A 16595-nucleotide genomic window follows, 5' to 3' on the forward strand; every position below is an offset into this window, starting at 1 on the left:
TTGTGTTTTTAAGAAAGAAGCTTTTTCATTTCTTCTCTAAATTCTGTTGGAGTCATTCCTGCTTTTCGTTTAAAAGCGTGCGTAAAATAGGTTTTTTCATTAAATCCGAGTTCGTAACCTATTTCGGCAATGTTTTTATCTGTTGTCATTAATAAGTTTTTGGCTTCGGTTAATTTTCTAGTTTCAATAATTTCCGAAACACTTTGCTGTAAAATATTTTGGCAGATAATATTTAAGTTGCGTGAAGTCATAAAGAGTTTTTCAGCGTAAAAATTAACATCTTTAGATTCTTTGTAATGCTGTTCTAATAACCTCAAAAAGTTTTTAAAAGTAGAACTCTGAATTTTTTTCGATTCAGCGTTATCTAAATTTAGCTTTCGTCTTTCCGATTCGATAATGGTAAAAAGCGCGCTCAATAATTGTTTGATAACAGCAAGATCAGGAGCTTCTTGTTCGTATTCATCAAAAATAATTTTACAGATGGTATCTAATTTTTCAAAACAATAATTGCTTTGCAAGCTAATATTCGCTTTGTCATGAAAAGAAGCGTAAAGACTGAAAGTAGATTCAGCGATGAATTCGCTTTTAAATCGTAAAACCCACATATCGCAATCTCCATCTTTTATGAGAGGTTTTGCGCGATGAATTTTTCCTTGAGTCACAAAACTAATAAAAGGCGCTTCAATCAATTTGGACTGAAAATCTATAAAATGTTCTAACTGGCCTTTATTTCCAATTATGAGTTCTTCAAAATCATGTGCATGAGGTTCATTTACCGATTGCATAATTTTTTCAGATTCGGCAGCCGTAATCTTAAACATTTTGAAAATCTCAGTCATAATTGGTGTTTAGCGGAATCTAAAGGTAATTATTATTCTTAGACATTTTATTGGAGACTATTGGTTAAATCAAAAATCAATTGAAAGTCTATAAGCAAATCATGTAAATTTTTCGTTAAATGATATAAGTAGTTATGGTTTAATTTATTGAATTTTACTAACTTAGGAATGAAATAATAATCGGGCTTTCAATTTTTGAGAGTATAAAATTATAGAAAATGGATACAAGAAATGAACAAAACGATTTATTCCAAGATGGTATTGATCGTACTCAAGAATCAAATTGGGATCCAATCTTAGGATACCATATGTATTTTCCAAATGATGAAAACAAACAGGAACTGTTAAACGAAGAAAATCATCCTATTCATCAACAAAACACAGGCGATTGGGGAGATGATGCCGATTATGAAGAACTTAGGCATAAAAATAATTTCAATAGAGATATTGCCGAAAATGATGCAACTAAAATAGATTAAAAATGATAAAAAAGAGCAGAAAAACTTCTGCTCTTTTTTATTACTAGTTTAGCATTTTTATAAAGTAAATTTGTTGATATATAACAAGTTAGTGGAATTGTGTAAAAAAACTAAAAGCTGAAATCGCTATTTTTATAATATTTAAAGAAGAAAATATTCAATTAAAAATATACGATTATGAAAAAGCAAATAAAAATAAAAATTGCCCTCTTAGTTTTTTTGGCAGGATTATCATTTTCTTGTAAAAAAAACGAAAGCACTACGATAGATTCATATGAAAATGATTCTATTCAAAAAACAATGGACACTGTAGGACCAGACATGGATACAGTCGATATAGACACAACAGCAACAGTTAAGGCTGATTCTATTAAGAAGTAATTTACTAGTAAATGTATAAAACGAAAAGCTGAATCCTAACGATTCAGCTTTTTTGTTGCTATGCATAATAGGAGATTGATAATGGGGTTTAAAGATGTCTTATTAAATCAAAATCATTTTTAACAAATGTTTAAAGTAAAAACGTTTTTCTCTATATTTGAGAAGGAAATTAACAATTTACATGCCTTTTACACTATAAGACAACTTTAGAAAACTATCACTCAGTACGATAATGGAGCTAATAAGTAATTTAGAGCTTTTTCAGACCGTTTTTAATTCTGCACCTAATGGAATTGCAGTTTTAAAATCTTTGTACGATAATAAAGACAAAGTCGAAGATTTTTCAATATTGTTGTTTAATTCTTGTATTATAAACTGGATCGATAATAAAGACTACAAAGGCAAAAGATTCAGTACGATTTTCTCTAAAATAGAAGGAACCAATATTTTGGAGCAATTTATTGAAACGGCAGAAACTGGTATTACAGCCAATTTTGAGCAATGGTACGGCGATGAAAATGGAAAACAATGTTTCGGATTTACTGTTGTAAAACAAGACGAAATGTTAGTCGTGACAATGGAAGATGTTACCGAAAAGAAGCATGCCGAAACTGCTCTGAATAATGCATTGATTGATGCAGAAAAACAAAAAAGACTTTATGATTCTATATTAAATGGGACACCAGATTTGGTTTATGTATTTGATCGCGATTATAAGTTTGCCTATGCTAACAAAGCTTTGTTGAGCATGTGGGGAAAAACGGCAGAAGACTCTATTGGACGCGGTTTAATTGAAAATGGTTACGAAGATTGGCATGCCGAAATGCACGAAAAAGAAATAGATACTGTGATTTCTGAGAGAAAACCAATTCGAGGAACGGTTTCTTTTCCTCACGCCGAATTGGGAAGAAGAATTTACGATTATATTTTTGTTCCTGTTTTTAATGAAAAAGGAGAAGTAGAGTTTGTCGCAGGAACTACAAGGGATATTACAGAAAGCAAACAAGCTGAAGAAAAATTGCAGACAAAGTGAGAATCGTTTCCGCAAAATGATTCATCAAACACCGGCACCAACGTTAGTGTTGCGAGGCGATAATCTTGTAATTGAGCAAATCAATAAGCATATGTTGCAAATGATTGGTCGCGGAGAAGAAATTATCGGAATGCGCTTGATTGATGTCTTGCCAGAACTGGAAGGACAATATGTTTGGGAACAGGTTTTAAAGGTTTACAACGAAGGAATTCCTTTTGACCAAAGTGAAGTTTTGGTTCCGCATAATCGAACAGGAGAATTAAAAGACTATTATTATAACTTGGCTTATCGTCCGTTAATTGAAGATGGAGAAATAACAGGAATGATTCAAGTAGCGGTTGAGGTTACACAACAAGTTGTGGCGCGCCAAAAAATGGAAGAAAGCGAAAGCCGTTTTCGAGCTTTAGTCAACGCATCATCAGACTTGGTTTATCGAATGGATGCCGATTGGATGATTATGCAAAATTTGGAAGGAGAAGGAGGCTTGTCTAATTCGGGAGAACGTGGCATCAATTGGTTAGATAAGTTTATTCATACTACAGATTTGCGACAAGCCGTTGACCTTATTTCTAAATCGATTGTCGAAAAATCCATTTTTGAAATGGAACACAAAGCAGTTAATGAGGACGATTCTGTTAGATGGGTTTTTTCAAGAGTAGTTCCGATATTAGACGATCAAGAAAAAATTATCGAATGGTTTGGAGCATCAAGTGATATTACTTCGCAGAAAGAACTTCAAAACGTTATCACAGAAAGCGAAGAAAAGTTTAGACAGCTTGCAGATCTTATTCCTCAAATTATTTGGACAGCAGATCCAGATGGTTTTGTCGATTACTACAACAGTCGCTGGTACGAATATACAGGTTTTGAAGAACATGAATTTGGAGATTCGAGCTGGATTTCAAAATTGCATCCCGATGATGTGTATTTGGTTTCTAAAAGATGGTACGAAAGTGTTCGTGCAGAATTTCCTTATCAGATAGAGTTTCGCTTAAGAAATGCAAATACAGGCGAATACCGCTGGTTTTTAAGTAAAGCGCTTCCTATTAGAGATAAAGAAGGGGTGCTTACTAATTGGTTTGGAACTTGTACCGATATTCATGAACAAAAGTCTACGACCGAAAAACTAGAAATTCTAGTAGCAGATCGTACCAAAGAATTACAGCGTTCTAATGAAGATTTACAGCAGTTTGCTCACGTTGCTTCGCACGATTTAAAAGAGCCTGTTCGAAAAATAAAGACATTTTTGAGCCGCTTAGAAGAGCATATGGAAGAGCAGTTAGACGAATCTTCATCAAAATATATTGAACGAATTCATGTTGCAGCAGATCGTATGTTTAATATGATTGATGGTGTTCTTGCGTATTCTAAAATGAATGCCGATTCGCAAAAAACAACAATAGTCGATTTAAACGAAGTGATTAAAAACATAGAAAATGATCTTGAAATTGCGCTTCAGGAAGCAAATGGCAAAATTTATTTTGAAGAGCTTCCAGTTATAGAAGGAGCTTCGGTATTGCTATATCAGCTGTTTTATAATCTAATTAATAATTCTATTAAATTCGCCCAAGAAAACATTCCGCCTCAAATTAATATTACAGCAACAGAACAAATTGAAGCAGGTAATAAAGTGGCAATAATTACAGTAGAGGATAACGGAATTGGTTTTGACCTTGATCAAACAGGACGCATTTTTGAAACTTTTACGCGATTAAATTCTAAGGATCGATACGAAGGCACAGGTTTAGGTTTGTCACTTTGCAAAAAAATAGCCGAACGTCATGGCGGAAGCATTACTGCAACAGGAATTTCTAATAAAGGAGCTATTTTTATTATTACCTTGCCGTTTGTACAAAAAGCAAAAGACATTTAATTATGGGAGAAAATATGATTTTATTAGCTGATGATGATAAGGACGATGCAGAAATGTTCTGTGAAGCATTGGCGGAGATAGATGAAAGTATTGTTTGCCATTGTTCTGAAAATGGAAGCGGAGTGCTAAAATTGTTGAAAGCTCAAGATAAAGTGCCAGGCGTAGTTTTCTTAGATTTAAATATGCCGATTATGAATGGCTGGGAATGTTTAAAACAATTAAAGGCAGAGGAACATTATAAAGACATTCCCGTAATAATGATTTCGACTTCGTCATATAAAAATGATATGGATGCCGCTGCCAATTTGGGTGCTGTCTGTTATTTTGTGAAACCCAATAATTTCAATGATCTAAAACAAGTGTTGGGATTAATTACTTCAAACCTCAAAAACGGACTGAAAGAAGGTCTTTCTAGCCTTGAAAAAAATAAATATTTGCACGTTTTTCTTCCAGAATAAATAATGTTTTTTCTCTTTTAAGTGTAAAACGTATGAATTTCTTTTATAAAAAATGCCGTTCCTAAATAATGTTTTCAGGTTTAATTTATTGATTTTTATGTATTTGTGATTTGTAAAAGTATTTTTTTAATAAAAAAAAACAAAAAATTATATTTTAAACTTGACTAATTATGTAGAATTAGTATATATTTGTATCACAGAAAAGTTATATAATGATACTTATCCAGAAAGACTGAGGGAATAGGCCCAATGAAGTCTTAGCAACCTGTTGCCGAATAAGGTGCTAAATCCTTCCGCCGTGTGCGGGTAGATAAGAAAGATTTCTTCAGTAAATCTGTTTAAGATCATCCATACTAAAAATTTTTATTACAATGAAAGCAGAATCAATATTATATGCCGGTTATGAACTTTTGAATTCAATTTTTGAAGAAAATAGCTTTGCTTTTTTCTGAATTCTAAAACAGTAATCTTTTCCAGATTTCTTTTATAAAATAACAATAGCGCTGATGGCTTTAGGCATTGGCACAAAATTCTTTTGTCTAATCTTAAAATACTAAAAATAAAATGAAAAAAATACTACTAGGTTTTGCTTTGTTTCTTGGAGCGCTTCAAACTCAAGCTCAGGAAAGCAATTTACAATTGAAAGGAACTGTTGTCGACACAGTGGCACAATATGTTTACCTGCAGAAGTTTCACAATAAAATGTTTACGACTATTGATTCTGTAAAAGTAAAAGACGGAAATTTTAGTTTTAAAACGAAAGTAAAAACGCCAGAATTATATGGTCTAAGCGTTAATACAGAAAGTTCGCCATTGTATATTTTTCTTGAAAAAGATCCGATAACAGTAAAACTAAGTCCGAAGAAATATTATACGGCTTCTGTGGTTGAAGGTTCGGCTTCTCAAGATTTGTTCGAAACCTATAAAAAGACCAAAGATGTTGAAATTAGTAAATTCATTACAGAACATCCAAAATCTATTGTTTCGGCTTATGTTTTATATAGAAACTGGTCGTATAGATTAACACCAGAGCAAATCACTCAAAATATTGCTTTATTAGATAAAAGCCTTCAGAATATCACTTACGTGAAAGAACTAAAAGAACTGGTTACCGTGTTAGACGGATTAGCGGTTGGTAAAAAAGCCCCAGATTTTACTGCCAAAGATCCTGATGGAAAGCCAGTTCGCCTTTATGATAATTTAAAAGGCTACACTTTGGTTGATTTTTGGGCTTCATGGTGCGGACCATGCCGAAAAGAGAATCCAAATATTGTTGCGGCTTACAAAGAATTTCATGATAAAGGATTCAATATTGTAGCAATTTCATTAGATAAAAAGAAAGAAAATTGGATTAAAGGAATTCAAGACGATAATTTGACATGGACACATGTTTCTGACTTGCTTTTCTGGAACAGTGCTGTTGCCAAATTATATGGAGTAAGAGCAATTCGGGTAATTATCTAGTAGATTCAAAAGGAATAATCGTTGCCAAAAACCTGCACGGAGAAGAATTGCAGTCTACATTAAAAGCGCTTTTGGAGAATAAAATTTGATTCTAAAAAAAGCACAACAAAAAATACAATTAGTTAATTTAAAATGATAAGGATATGAATGCTATTGAGCCAACAACAAAACCAACAGAATCGGAGTGTCACTTCTCTAAGTTTAGAGAAAACACAGTAGGAATTGAGCATACTTTTGAATCGGTTTACGGAGAACAAAATCTAGTTTATGCAGACTGGGTTGCCAGTGGAAGATTATACACTCCGATCGAAGATATAATGCTCAATAAAATTGGTCCAATGATAGCCAATACGCATTCATTTTCTAGTCAGACAGGAAAAACGTCTACTTATGCCTATCAGCACGCTAGAGAAATTATTAAAAAAGCGGTTAATGCCAGCGAATCAGATGTTTTAGTTACAACAGGAAGCGGAATGACGGCTGCTTTATCTAAACTGCAGCGTATTATTGGAGTGCGAAAAAACTACGAATTGGAAGCAGATAAACCAGTTGTTTTTATCACGCACATGGAACATCATTCCAATCAAGTTCCGTGGTATGAAATTAATGCAGATGTTGTAATTCTTTCGCCAGACGAAAACAATCTGGTTGATCCAAAAGTTCTTTCAGATGAAATTAAAAAATATGCCGATCGAAGCTTAAAAATAGGTTCGTTTACGGCTTGTTCGAATGTTACCGGAATTATTACGCCATATCATGAATTGGCCAAAATTATGCATCAAAATGGTGGACTTTGTTTTGTAGATTTTGCGGCTTCTGCACCATATGTCAAAATCAATATGCATCCAAAAGATCCAGAAGAACAATTGGATGCGATTTTCTTTTCGCCTCATAAATTTTTAGGCGGACCTGGAACTTGCGGTATTTTGGTTTTCAATGAAAAATTATACCAATCCGATTTTCCTGATAATCCAGGTGGAGGCAACGTAAAATGGACCAATCCTTTAGGAAAATATTGTTATAGCGATGTTATAGAAGTTAGAGAAGATGGTGGAACCCCAGGTTTTCTTCAAGTTATTAGAACTGCTTTGGCTTTAGAATTAAAAGAGCAGATGGGAGTGGAAAATATTAAAAATAGAGAAAAAGAATTGCTCGATCTCTGTTTTTCTAGACTACAAAAAATTCCCGGATTATCTATTCTAGGAGATTTAACAACAGAAAGAATTGGCTGTGTTTCTTTTGTAATCGAAGATATTCACTACAATTTGATTGTAAGGCTTTTAAATGATCGTTTCGGGATTCAGGTTCGCGGAGGCTGGTCTTGCGCCAGTACTTATGCGCATTATCTCTTCAATATCAATGAAAAGAAATCGGCTGAAATTACCAATGAATTATTGCAACGAAATCAGACCAATAAACCAGGTTGGGTTCGTTTATCCTTGCATCCCATTACGACTAATGAAGAACTTTTTTATATCTGTGACGCAATTGAAAAAGTAGCGTTGAATTATAAAAAATGGAAAAAAGATTACGAATATAATTCGGTTTCAAACGAATTTGAAAATCCCAAAATAAAAGATAATATAGAAAAAGAGGTAAAAGATTGGTTTAAGTTAGATTAGTTAGTAGTAGTCCTAATAGGTTTTCAGAACCTGTTAGGTTTTACCCATAGAAACATAGATTTTTCTATTTTGTAAAAAGACTTAGAAATAAACTAGTTTCTCAAATCGCTATGTTTTTGAACAACTGAAACGTATTTATAGATAAAACTATCTTTCTATGTGTTTAAAATTTATTTACTAATCGATTCGATAATTTTTTTCTCTATGTGCCAATCCCCAATTGACTAAGGTTTCGGTAACAGGAAGCACCGATTTGCCATATTCGGTAATGGCATAAACGACAGTCGCTGGTTTGGTATTTTGTTCAGATCTGGTAATGAGTAAATTGGTCTCCAATTCTTTGAGTTCTTTGCTGAGCATTTTAGCCGAAATACCATCAATTTCACGTTGCATTTTTTTAAAATGAATCACCTGATGCGTTCTGTTGGTTAAAAACCTTAGAATCATCAATTTCCATTTACCGCCCAAAACATCAAGACTGTCACGCATTGCCATGAGTTCTTCAGAACAATTGGCTTCGCGAAGCACTCCATTATCGTTAATTTTTGCCATACTAGTATCTATTTGGTAACCGGTTACCTTGGGTTAACCCATAACAAAAATAAAGCATTACGGCGATACTTTTGTAAACTAAAATGATAAAAATGAAAGCAATTGTATTACAGGAAAACCGAGAATTTAAGCTGGAAACAGTAGCAATTCCACAACCTGAACCACATCAGATTCAGGTAAAAATTATGGCTTCAGGATTTAATCCGATTGATTATCAAATGACCGAAAACGGCTCGGAAAGAAAGCTAATACATTCGCCAATTTTAGGAAGAGAATTTTCGGGTATAATTACAGCAATTGGCGCTGAGGTTACGGAATTTAAAATTGGAGATGCTATTTTTTGCGGTTCTGGAAGTATGGGGTCAAATGGTACTTATGCAGAATATATTTGTATTCCAGAAGGAATTGCAGTAAAAAAACCTCAGAATATTTCTTTTGAAGAGGCGGCAGGAATTCCATCAGCTGGACTTACGGCTTTGCAGTCTTTTAAGAGAATGAATGTTACGTTAACCGATTCGATATTGATTACAGGTGCGGCTGGAGGAGTAGGAAACGTTTTTATTAAACTGCTTATCGCTAAAGGTTTTACCAATTTTGTGGTAACAGCTGGAAACGAAGAAAGTATAAAATCTTTATTAAATCTTGGAGTCAGACCAGAACAAATTATCAATTACAGAAAAGAAGCAATTTACGAAGCGACTTTTGTTTTAAATGGAAATAAAAAATTTGATATAGCAGTAGATTTAGTTGGAAATAATGTTGCTGAAATAGCAAAGAAAACTTTTAAAAATAAACGGAAAGTATATTGATGTTACGAACTTTTCTACTGCAGAATCGCGTGGTATACTTTTTTCGAAAGGAGCTACAATTCATAATATTTCAAACTATGCTTATGGAATTGAAAAGCAATACGATTACTATAAAAAAGGATTGTCAGAATTGAATCATTTAGTGGAGAATGAAATAATTACAGCTCCCCATATTGATGTAATAGGAGAATTGAGCAAAGAAACGGTAGATAAAGCGCTTAAGATTTTGAGAGAAAACAAAACCGTGGCAGAAAATTAATAATGAAGATTAATTAAATGAAAACAATACCAAGAAGAATCGTAACTGGTTTACGAAACGGAAAATCGATTATAGAACAAGATGAAATTGTGACCAATGTATCGGAACATTTTCCGGGTTTGATTATTTCGGATATCTGGTCAACAGATTCGACACCAGCGAAATTTGAAGAAAAAGTTATTGAGAATACGGCTTTTCCAAACACACCCAAAAACGGAAGCTATTTTCGTTACGTCCAGATTCCACCTGATAAAGATTTAGGCATTATAGTCACAGAAGGACAACCGCATCCTTTGATGCATCAGACCGATACTTTAGATTATATTATCATAATTTCTGGTGAAATTTATCTAATTGTTGATGAAGAGGAAACTTTATTGAGAGCTGGAGATATCGTAATTCAGAGAGGAACCAATCACGCTTGGAGCAATCGCTCAGACTCTTCTTGTATTCAATTGGCAGTTTTGCTAGATGCTCGCAAAAGCTGAAAAATAGAATTATACGCCGAAAACTATATTTTGATTTATTTGTAAAAAGCAATAATCTACTTGATTATTGCTTTTTTTTTGTCTTTGGATAGACTTAAAAAAGTTTCAAAATGGTTTCATCTTATAAAATGAAACCATTTTAAATTTTTGTTTTAAAGTATTGATTATTAATTATCTATATTTAATTCAAAAAATAACTGCCTTAAAAAAAGCAAATTTCTAAGCCTGTACTGCTACTTTAAAAACAGGTGAATTTGCAAGTTTATCTGAAATGTTTGCTAAATAATATTGATTACAAATTCCCGAAAAAAGCAAAATTAAATCAATATAATCGAATGAGTTATTGGCAATTTAGAGCTCCAAACATAAAACATTTGGTTCTAGTTTTATTGTGTCGCGGTTCTAACTTAAGTTTTGCGCAACAAGATACCGTTAGCCTCGTTTCTGCAAAAAAAATAAGGCTCGACGAAGCAATTTTATTAGGCATTAAAAATAACCGGCAATTAAAACTGGCAAATGCTGATTTGGCTATTGCTAACGAAAATGTTGGTCAGGCTAAAATTGCAAAAATGCCAAGGATAAACTTAAACGGCGGATACAATTATATTGGCGATCCTAAATTGTATAACGGATTTTATGAAAGCCAAGTTACTGTAGATTATTACAATCATCAGGCATTTGCCAATGTTGTTTCTTCACTTCCAATTTACGCAGGAAACGCTCTTAATACTAGAATTAATCAGCAGGAATTAATTACCCAAATGCAAGCAATCTGCTGTGAGAATGACCGAAGCTGATGTTAAAAATGCCATAACAGAGCAATATTTTACACTCGAAAAACTATACCGTCAGATTGAGGTTACAAAACAAAATATTATAAATACCGATATCCGAATCAATCAATTAAAATCGCGTGTAAAGAATGGCCAGAACTTGACGAGTGATCTTTTAAGAACCGAATTACAGCAATCAAACTTTAAGGTTTCGGTCTTTAGAAGTACCAATACCATCGAATTAATCAGCAATTATCTTGATATATTGATTGGTTTTCCAAATAATACCATTCTGAAACCAGAAGTGGCAGAAAGCATGATTCCGACAGAAAGTATGAATTTGCAAGCAAAGTTTAGAAGAAGCTTTTGCTAACCGCGAAGAGATAAAACGGGCGGCCGTAAAAATCAAATTATCAGAATCATCATTGAGTTTAACCAAAAGCGGATTTAAACCTAATTTAAACGCAAATCTTATTCTAAATACAGAATATCCGGCGCAATGGCCCAATTATGTTAATCTACTTAATTATTGGGCTGCAGGACTTTCTTTAAATTGGGATATTTCTAGTTTTTACAATTTAAAACATCGCATAAGCGGAGACAAATTAGAAATTGACAAAAGCAATTTAGCTCTAGAAGTGACCAAAGATCAGATTTCTACAGAAGTTAAAAATGCTTATGTGAGATATGCAGAAAGCAAAGAAAACATCAAAACCTATAAGAAAGATGTAGAATTGTCTATGAGCAATTATAAAATTGTAAAAAGCCGATACGACAATGATTTTGCTTTAATAAGTGAGATTGTAGATGCCGAATTACAATTAAACAACTCTCGTATTTCGTTGGTAAATGCCAATTTAGATTTGATTATTCAATACTATTCACTTCAATACGCAATGGGCAAACTTTAATTTATCTTGTTATGAGCGAAGCAGATATACAAAATAGCGCAATTCAGAAAAGCGAAAAAAGAAGAAACAGAGTTCTTACGATTTTGTCTTTTGTTTTTTTAATAACAGGAGGATTGTGGATTTTAAGCCTATTCTTCGATTTCAGTTCTTACGAAACTACAAATAATGCTCAGGTCGAAGCTTATATGAACAATATTGTGGCTCGCGCTACGGGACATATTAAAGAAATAAAATTTGAATCCAATCAGTTGGTGCATAAGGGAGATACTTTGGTTGTTTTAGACGATGAAGAATACCTCATTAAAGTTAGACAAGCCGATGCAGATTTGGCTATAGCCGAAGGAAATCTACATTCGTTAGAGCAAAATATTACAACTTCAGTTTCTAATCAGGCCTCGGGAAAAGAAAAATTAGCAGGAGATTTGGCCAGTTTAGAAAAAGCCCAAAAAGATTATCAGCGCTTTAAAAATATGTATGCAGATTCGGCTGTAACGCGAAATCAGTACGATCAGGTTATTTCCAAATTAAAATCGGAAGAAGCTTATGTTAAAGCAGGAAGAAAAGGCTTAGATGCAAGTAGTTCTATGACCAAACAAAGTTCGATTAATCTGGAAGCCGCAACAGCAACTGTTGCTAGAAAGAAAGCCGATTTGGATGCGGCCAAACTTCAGTTGTCTTATACGGCAATTATCTCGCCAGCAGATGGTTTTATTGGCGAAAGAAATTTGTCTATTGGCGAATTAATTAATGCCAATCAAACTATTGCCACCATGGTGCTGAGTGAAAAACTATGGATTTCTGCGAATTTTAAAGAAACTCAAATCGAAAAAATAAAGCAAGGTCAAGAAGTTACCATTAAAATCGATGCTCTGGACGGAAAAGAATTTAAAGGAAAAGTAATGGGTTTTTCGCCAGCAACAGGAGCCAAATTCTCGATGGTAGAACCAGATAATTCGACCGGAAATTTTGTAAAAATCACGCAGCGTATTCCCGTTAAAATAGAATTTGAAGTTTCGTCTAAAGAGCTTCAAGATGTAAGACCAGGAATGAATGTTACAGTTAAAGTAAAAAAGTAAAAGATGTTTGCAGGAAAAAAAGGAGCCTTTTTACACTGACAGGATTGTATATCCTGACGATTCCTTTTTTAACGGATTGAATGTAACGACTTATGATAATTCGCGACTATTAGGACATTTTGCACCTTCTACTACTGCTTTTAGTTACGCCGTTTATATTCCCATTTTTGCCATGCTAGCTTTTTTGCCTTTAGGATTAAAATTAGGAAAACAAATTAAAGTGCGTACCATGATTTTATCGGTTTCATTTTTATCACTTTTATTTAATACTGCTTCATTGTTTGCGCCAACTATTGCGTGGTTTGTTTTATGTCGTTCTCTTTTAGCAATTGTTTCCATAATCGGAATATTTGCTTCTATGGTGCCTATTTTATTAAAATACAATCCAGCGTTAAATATGGCTTTGATGTATGGCATTTTTCAGTTTATACAAAAAGGGAGTCAGCATTTGTATCAATATTTAGGAGCAAATTTTGTAAGTTTTCATAACTGGACATTTGGAGTTTATTTCTTAAATCTCAATTTTTTAATCTGTATTATTCTGGCTTGGTATTTTTACAAAGCTGATGTTGCACCTCTTAAAACCAAATTTCAATTTGATTGGAGAGGTTGGATTATTATGATTTTATTCTTTGCGATTATTCTTTTTTTGTGTGCTGAAGGACAAACGAGAAATTGGCTTAGCGACCCTAAAATAACTCTCGCTTTTGCATTTTTATTTATTACTGTGGGCATTTATCTGCTTCACGTTCGATTTACGACAGAACCTTTAATTAATCCTGATGTTTACAAATTTAAAAATGTAATTGTAGGTGCTTTAATGATGTTTTATATCGGGATAATGAACGGAACAGGAAGCGTAGTTACAGGTTATATGACCAATGTTTTAGGATTTGATTCTGTTCTTGGGGCAGTAACACATCTTTCATTGCTGATCGGATTATGCATTTCGATTCCGCTTTCGACTTATCTTTTATACAAACGAATTTATTTGGCCACAATTTGGATAATTGGTTTTGCTTGTTATGGAATTTATCATATTACGCTCTACTTTAGGTTCTATCCAGGAATCGATGCCTCTGATTTTTATTTGCCCTTAATTTTTAAAGGAGTAGGAATGGGATTTATTTTTCCTGTTTCGTTACTCTATATTTCAGAAGGAGTTCCACCGCAGCTAAGCACTTCACGGATGATGACAGGAATTATAGCTCAAGCCATTTTTGCTTCTTTATTGGGCGGTGCTGTTTTGGGAACCTTTATTTCAAAAATGAATGTACAGCATAAAACGGGCTTAAGTCAACAGTTAAGCGCAATAAACAAGCAAGCAGAAAGCCAGCTAGAAAATTCAAAAAAGAAATTTTTATTCCTGGGATTATCTGATGCTGAGGCGCAGAAAAAAGCAGAAAAAAGTCTTTCTAACCAAACTTCGCAAGCTTCTATTTTGTTGGCTTACAAAGATATTTATCTCGTCATGTCGGCAATTTGTTTTCTGCCCATTTTTATTATTCTGATTTTCAAACTTTGGCGCAGACCAATAGGAAGAGTAGAAGTAGAACCAATACCGATTTGAGAATGAAGAAACTAAATGAAGAAGCAAGAAATGAGACTTTAGAAAAAGCAACTAATTAAGCATTGATTTATATTATGATAGCAAAGAAAGATCGTTTTTTATACCGCTTTTGGACTCAAGAAAAGGGACTTAGTGGCATGCTGATACTTTTGTGTATCATGCATTTTATTGCTATTCCGTTTTTTGGGAGTAAATCCCATTTTATGGTGGCTGTCAATATATTTTGGATGCTGTTTCTTTTTGCGGGAATTGTGGCATTATCAAAACATAGAAAGCAAGCCATAAGTATTTCAATAATCCCTATTCTGTTTCTTATTATACAATGGATTAATTACTTAAATCATAATGTCTTTATTTTATTTGCCGATCTTATTTTTTCGGTTGCAATTATGCTTCTCTTAATCTCTTTGGTTTTAGTAAAAGTTTTAGAGCCAGGTCCTGTAACCAATTATCGCATCATAGGATCTATTGTAGTCTATATGCTTTTAGTTCACTTTTGGTCGGTGCTTTATTTATTTCTTTATAACCATATCGAAGGTTCTTTTCAGATTGCAGAGTCAAAATTTGCAAGCAATAGCGACCAAGCTAATTTTATGTATTTCAGCTACATCAGTATGACTTCAACAGGTTTTGGAGAAATAGTTCCTCTTCATCCGTTGGCACGCTCTTTAGTTCAAATAGAAGTTCTTACAGGCGTTTTATATCCTGTTATCTTAATTGGAAGACTGGTTTCTGATGCTAATTTCTCTATTAATAAGACTGGAAGTAAAGAAGAATCAAGAGGCAAGAACCAAGATTAGAGTATTAATAAGAAAGAAGTTAGAAAAGAGATTTGTGGAGAGAAATCATTTACCATTAACAATTCACAATTTACAACTCATAATTACCATTCACCATTAAAAAATATAACCATGAAAACAACAACTAATTCGAATAAGAGAAAAGAACTCTTTGATACTATTTTGCAGTTATTTTTCATTTTTCTCCTTGTAGGATTTTGTCTTAAATTGCTGCTACCTTTTTTTATGCCAATTCTCTGGGCTGTAATTCTGTCGGTGGTATTTTATCCTTTGTTTAATTCGTTGCAGAAAATTCTGAAAGGCCGTAAAGCATTGGCTTCAGTTGTCATTACTATTTTGATTATCGCTATAATGATATTGCCTTTAATTTATTTCCTAAAAGCGGCAACGGGAAATTTCTTAGAATTGAAAGATAGTTTTGATGCAGGAACGCTAAAAATTACGCCACCCGGAGCTTCTATAAAAGAATGGCCAATAATAGGAAAACCGCTTTACGAATTTTTACTTTCGATGTCGACAGATTTGGAACAGGGAGTTATTAAATACCAAGACCAGATAAAAGAATTAACTTCTAAAATTATGGCTAGCATTTTGAGTTCTGGAGCTGCTTTTCTTCAGTTTATTCTATCTATTATTATTGCAGGTATTTTACTAGTATCGCCAGGTGGAAAAGCTTTTTTTATGAAATTCCTTAAAAAAATTGCTGGAAATGAGGCTGAAGAGATTATGACAATTTCGGTTTCTACAATTTATCAAGTTGTGAAAGGAATTTTGGGAGTTGCGGTTATTCAAACTATTATTCAGGCTATTGGATTGTTTTGTGCTGATATTCCGTATGCAGGAATTTTGACTTTGATTTGTCTTATATTTTCTATTTTACAGATTGGACCAATTATTATTAATATCGGAGTTATCATTTATCTTTTCTCAACAGGAGATTCTGGTTATGCCATTTTTTGGACGGTATTTTTCATCATCAGCGGATTATCAGATAATGTCTTAAAACCGCTCTTATTAGGAAAAGGCGCGCTTGTGCCAATGCTTGTTATTTTTCTTGGTGTAATTGGTGGTTTTATCATGTCGGGTTTTATTGGGTTGTTTGTAGGACCAATTGTATTTTCAATAGGTTACAAACTTTTTGTTGCTTGGTTAGACGACAATATAGAGCCTGTTGAAGAACCAGCAGAAGATATTGAGATTGTCTAGAT

Annotated in this window: 18 protein-coding genes and 1 riboswitch; of the genes, 16 read left to right on the plus strand and 2 right to left on the minus strand. The window is 33.4% G+C overall.

Going from position 1 to position 16595, the window contains the following annotated elements:
• Positions 1-8: 8 nt before the first annotated feature.
• Positions 9-839, minus strand: a complete 831-nt coding sequence (locus P5P87_RS23610; protein ID WP_278020795.1) for a helix-turn-helix transcriptional regulator — start codon at positions 837-839, stop codon at positions 9-11.
• 218 nt (positions 840-1057) lie between these two features.
• Here P5P87_RS23610 and P5P87_RS23615 point away from each other — a divergent pair, with 218 nt between their 5' ends.
• From P5P87_RS23615 to P5P87_RS23645, 7 genes are all read left to right on the plus strand, one after another.
• The gene (locus tag P5P87_RS23615) at positions 1058-1318 is read left to right on the plus strand and encodes a hypothetical protein (protein ID WP_198856536.1); all 261 of its coding nucleotides are present in this window, start codon (positions 1058-1060) and stop codon (positions 1316-1318) included.
• Positions 1319-1495: 177 nt separating this feature from the next.
• A complete protein-coding gene (locus P5P87_RS23620; protein WP_278020796.1) occupies positions 1496-1699 on the plus strand; it encodes a hypothetical protein in 204 nt (67 codons plus the stop codon).
• Between the two features lie 232 nt (positions 1700-1931).
• Positions 1932-2732, plus strand: a complete 801-nt coding sequence (locus P5P87_RS23625; protein WP_278020797.1) for a PAS domain-containing protein — start codon at positions 1932-1934, stop codon at positions 2730-2732.
• A 16-nt stretch (positions 2733-2748) separates the two neighbouring features.
• Complete coding sequence (locus P5P87_RS23630) at positions 2749-4605, plus strand: PAS domain-containing sensor histidine kinase (protein ID WP_278020798.1); 1857 nt, start codon at positions 2749-2751, stop codon at positions 4603-4605.
• Positions 4606-4607: 2 nt separating this feature from the next.
• On the plus strand, positions 4608-5063 hold the full coding sequence (locus P5P87_RS23635) for a response regulator (RefSeq protein WP_198856533.1): 456 nt from the start codon (positions 4608-4610) through the stop codon (positions 5061-5063).
• A gap of 216 nt (positions 5064-5279) precedes the next feature.
• Positions 5280-5380: riboswitch (SAM riboswitch) on the plus strand.
• Between the two features lie 247 nt (positions 5381-5627).
• The gene (locus tag P5P87_RS23640; protein WP_278020799.1) at positions 5628-6527 is read left to right on the plus strand and encodes a TlpA disulfide reductase family protein; all 900 of its coding nucleotides are present in this window, start codon (positions 5628-5630) and stop codon (positions 6525-6527) included.
• A gap of 143 nt (positions 6528-6670) precedes the next feature.
• Entirely contained in the window at positions 6671-8149 is a 1479-nt protein-coding gene (locus P5P87_RS23645) for an aminotransferase class V-fold PLP-dependent enzyme (RefSeq protein ID WP_278020800.1), read from the plus strand.
• A 177-nt stretch (positions 8150-8326) separates the two neighbouring features.
• Here the strand turns inward: P5P87_RS23645 and P5P87_RS23650 are convergent, their stop codons facing one another.
• On the minus strand, positions 8327-8701 hold the full coding sequence (locus P5P87_RS23650) for a winged helix-turn-helix transcriptional regulator (RefSeq protein WP_278020801.1): 375 nt from the start codon (positions 8699-8701) through the stop codon (positions 8327-8329).
• Positions 8702-8793: 92 nt separating this feature from the next.
• On the opposite strand from P5P87_RS23650, the gene P5P87_RS23655 reads away from it, so the two are divergent.
• The 9 genes from P5P87_RS23655 (at position 8794) to P5P87_RS23695 (ending at position 16593) form a co-directional block, all read left to right on the plus strand.
• Positions 8794-9510, plus strand: coding sequence for a quinone oxidoreductase family protein (locus P5P87_RS23655; RefSeq protein WP_278020802.1), 717 nt, complete (start codon positions 8794-8796; stop codon positions 9508-9510).
• Positions 9511-9786: 276 nt separating this feature from the next.
• Positions 9787-10257, plus strand: coding sequence for a cupin domain-containing protein (locus P5P87_RS23660; protein ID WP_278020803.1), 471 nt, complete (start codon positions 9787-9789; stop codon positions 10255-10257).
• A gap of 335 nt (positions 10258-10592) precedes the next feature.
• Positions 10593-11054 (plus strand): TolC family protein, encoded by a 462-nt coding sequence (locus P5P87_RS23665; RefSeq protein ID WP_278020804.1) that lies wholly within the window; start codon positions 10593-10595, stop codon positions 11052-11054.
• Positions 11035-11403 carry a hypothetical protein gene (locus tag P5P87_RS23670; protein ID WP_479724220.1) on the plus strand — a complete coding sequence of 123 codons (369 nt, stop codon included), beginning with the start codon at positions 11035-11037 and terminating at the stop codon, positions 11401-11403. Before P5P87_RS23665 ends, P5P87_RS23670 begins: the two co-directional genes overlap by 20 nt.
• A 31-nt stretch (positions 11404-11434) precedes the next feature.
• Positions 11435-11941: a TolC family protein gene (locus P5P87_RS23675; protein WP_278022828.1), complete on the plus strand. Its 507-nt coding sequence runs from the start codon at positions 11435-11437 to the stop codon at positions 11939-11941.
• Positions 11942-11952: 11 nt separating this feature from the next.
• Positions 11953-13017 (plus strand): HlyD family secretion protein, encoded by a 1065-nt coding sequence (locus tag P5P87_RS23680; protein ID WP_278020805.1) that lies wholly within the window; start codon positions 11953-11955, stop codon positions 13015-13017.
• A 7-nt stretch (positions 13018-13024) separates the two neighbouring features.
• Positions 13025-14587 carry an efflux MFS transporter permease gene (locus P5P87_RS23685; RefSeq protein WP_278020806.1) on the plus strand — a complete coding sequence of 521 codons (1563 nt, stop codon included), beginning with the start codon at positions 13025-13027 and terminating at the stop codon, positions 14585-14587.
• 74 nt (positions 14588-14661) lie between these two features.
• Positions 14662-15387 carry an ion channel gene (locus P5P87_RS23690; RefSeq protein ID WP_278020807.1) on the plus strand — a complete coding sequence of 242 codons (726 nt, stop codon included), beginning with the start codon at positions 14662-14664 and terminating at the stop codon, positions 15385-15387.
• A 225-nt stretch (positions 15388-15612) separates the two neighbouring features.
• A complete protein-coding gene (locus P5P87_RS23695; RefSeq protein WP_278020808.1) occupies positions 15613-16593 on the plus strand; it encodes an AI-2E family transporter in 981 nt (326 codons plus the stop codon).
• Positions 16594-16595: the final 2 nt, after the last annotated feature.

It is taken from the genome of Flavobacterium ginsengisoli (genome assembly GCF_029625315.1).
GTDB lineage: Bacteria > Bacteroidota > Bacteroidia > Flavobacteriales > Flavobacteriaceae > Flavobacterium > Flavobacterium ginsengisoli.

Bases quoted from the DNA above. Each gene is read 5' to 3' on its own strand.
- P5P87_RS23695 (WP_278020808.1), top strand. From the start codon at position 15,613: ATGCCAATTCTCTGGGCTGTAATTCTGTCGGTGGTATTTTATCCTTTG.
- P5P87_RS23625 (WP_278020797.1), top strand. From the start codon at position 1,932: ATGGAGCTAATAAGTAATTTAGAGCTTTTTCAGACCGTTTTTAATTCT.
- P5P87_RS23610 (WP_278020795.1), bottom strand. From the start codon at position 839: ATGACTGAGATTTTCAAAATGTTTAAGATTACGGCTGCCGAATCTGAA.
- P5P87_RS23645 (WP_278020800.1), top strand. From the start codon at position 6,671: ATGAATGCTATTGAGCCAACAACAAAACCAACAGAATCGGAGTGTCAC.
- P5P87_RS23690 (WP_278020807.1), top strand. From the start codon at position 14,662: ATGATAGCAAAGAAAGATCGTTTTTTATACCGCTTTTGGACTCAAGAA.
- P5P87_RS23665 (WP_278020804.1), top strand. From the start codon at position 10,593: ATGAGTTATTGGCAATTTAGAGCTCCAAACATAAAACATTTGGTTCTA.
- P5P87_RS23615 (WP_198856536.1), top strand. From the start codon at position 1,058: ATGGATACAAGAAATGAACAAAACGATTTATTCCAAGATGGTATTGAT.
- P5P87_RS23630 (WP_278020798.1), top strand. From the start codon at position 2,749: ATGATTCATCAAACACCGGCACCAACGTTAGTGTTGCGAGGCGATAAT.
- P5P87_RS23635 (WP_198856533.1), top strand. From the start codon at position 4,608: ATGGGAGAAAATATGATTTTATTAGCTGATGATGATAAGGACGATGCA.
- P5P87_RS23680 (WP_278020805.1), top strand. From the start codon at position 11,953: ATGAGCGAAGCAGATATACAAAATAGCGCAATTCAGAAAAGCGAAAAA.
- P5P87_RS23650 (WP_278020801.1), bottom strand. From the start codon at position 8,701: ATGGCAAAAATTAACGATAATGGAGTGCTTCGCGAAGCCAATTGTTCT.
- P5P87_RS23660 (WP_278020803.1), top strand. From the start codon at position 9,787: ATGAAAACAATACCAAGAAGAATCGTAACTGGTTTACGAAACGGAAAA.
- P5P87_RS23655 (WP_278020802.1), top strand. From the start codon at position 8,794: ATGAAAGCAATTGTATTACAGGAAAACCGAGAATTTAAGCTGGAAACA.
- P5P87_RS23620 (WP_278020796.1), top strand. From the start codon at position 1,496: ATGAAAAAGCAAATAAAAATAAAAATTGCCCTCTTAGTTTTTTTGGCA.
- P5P87_RS23640 (WP_278020799.1), top strand. From the start codon at position 5,628: ATGAAAAAAATACTACTAGGTTTTGCTTTGTTTCTTGGAGCGCTTCAA.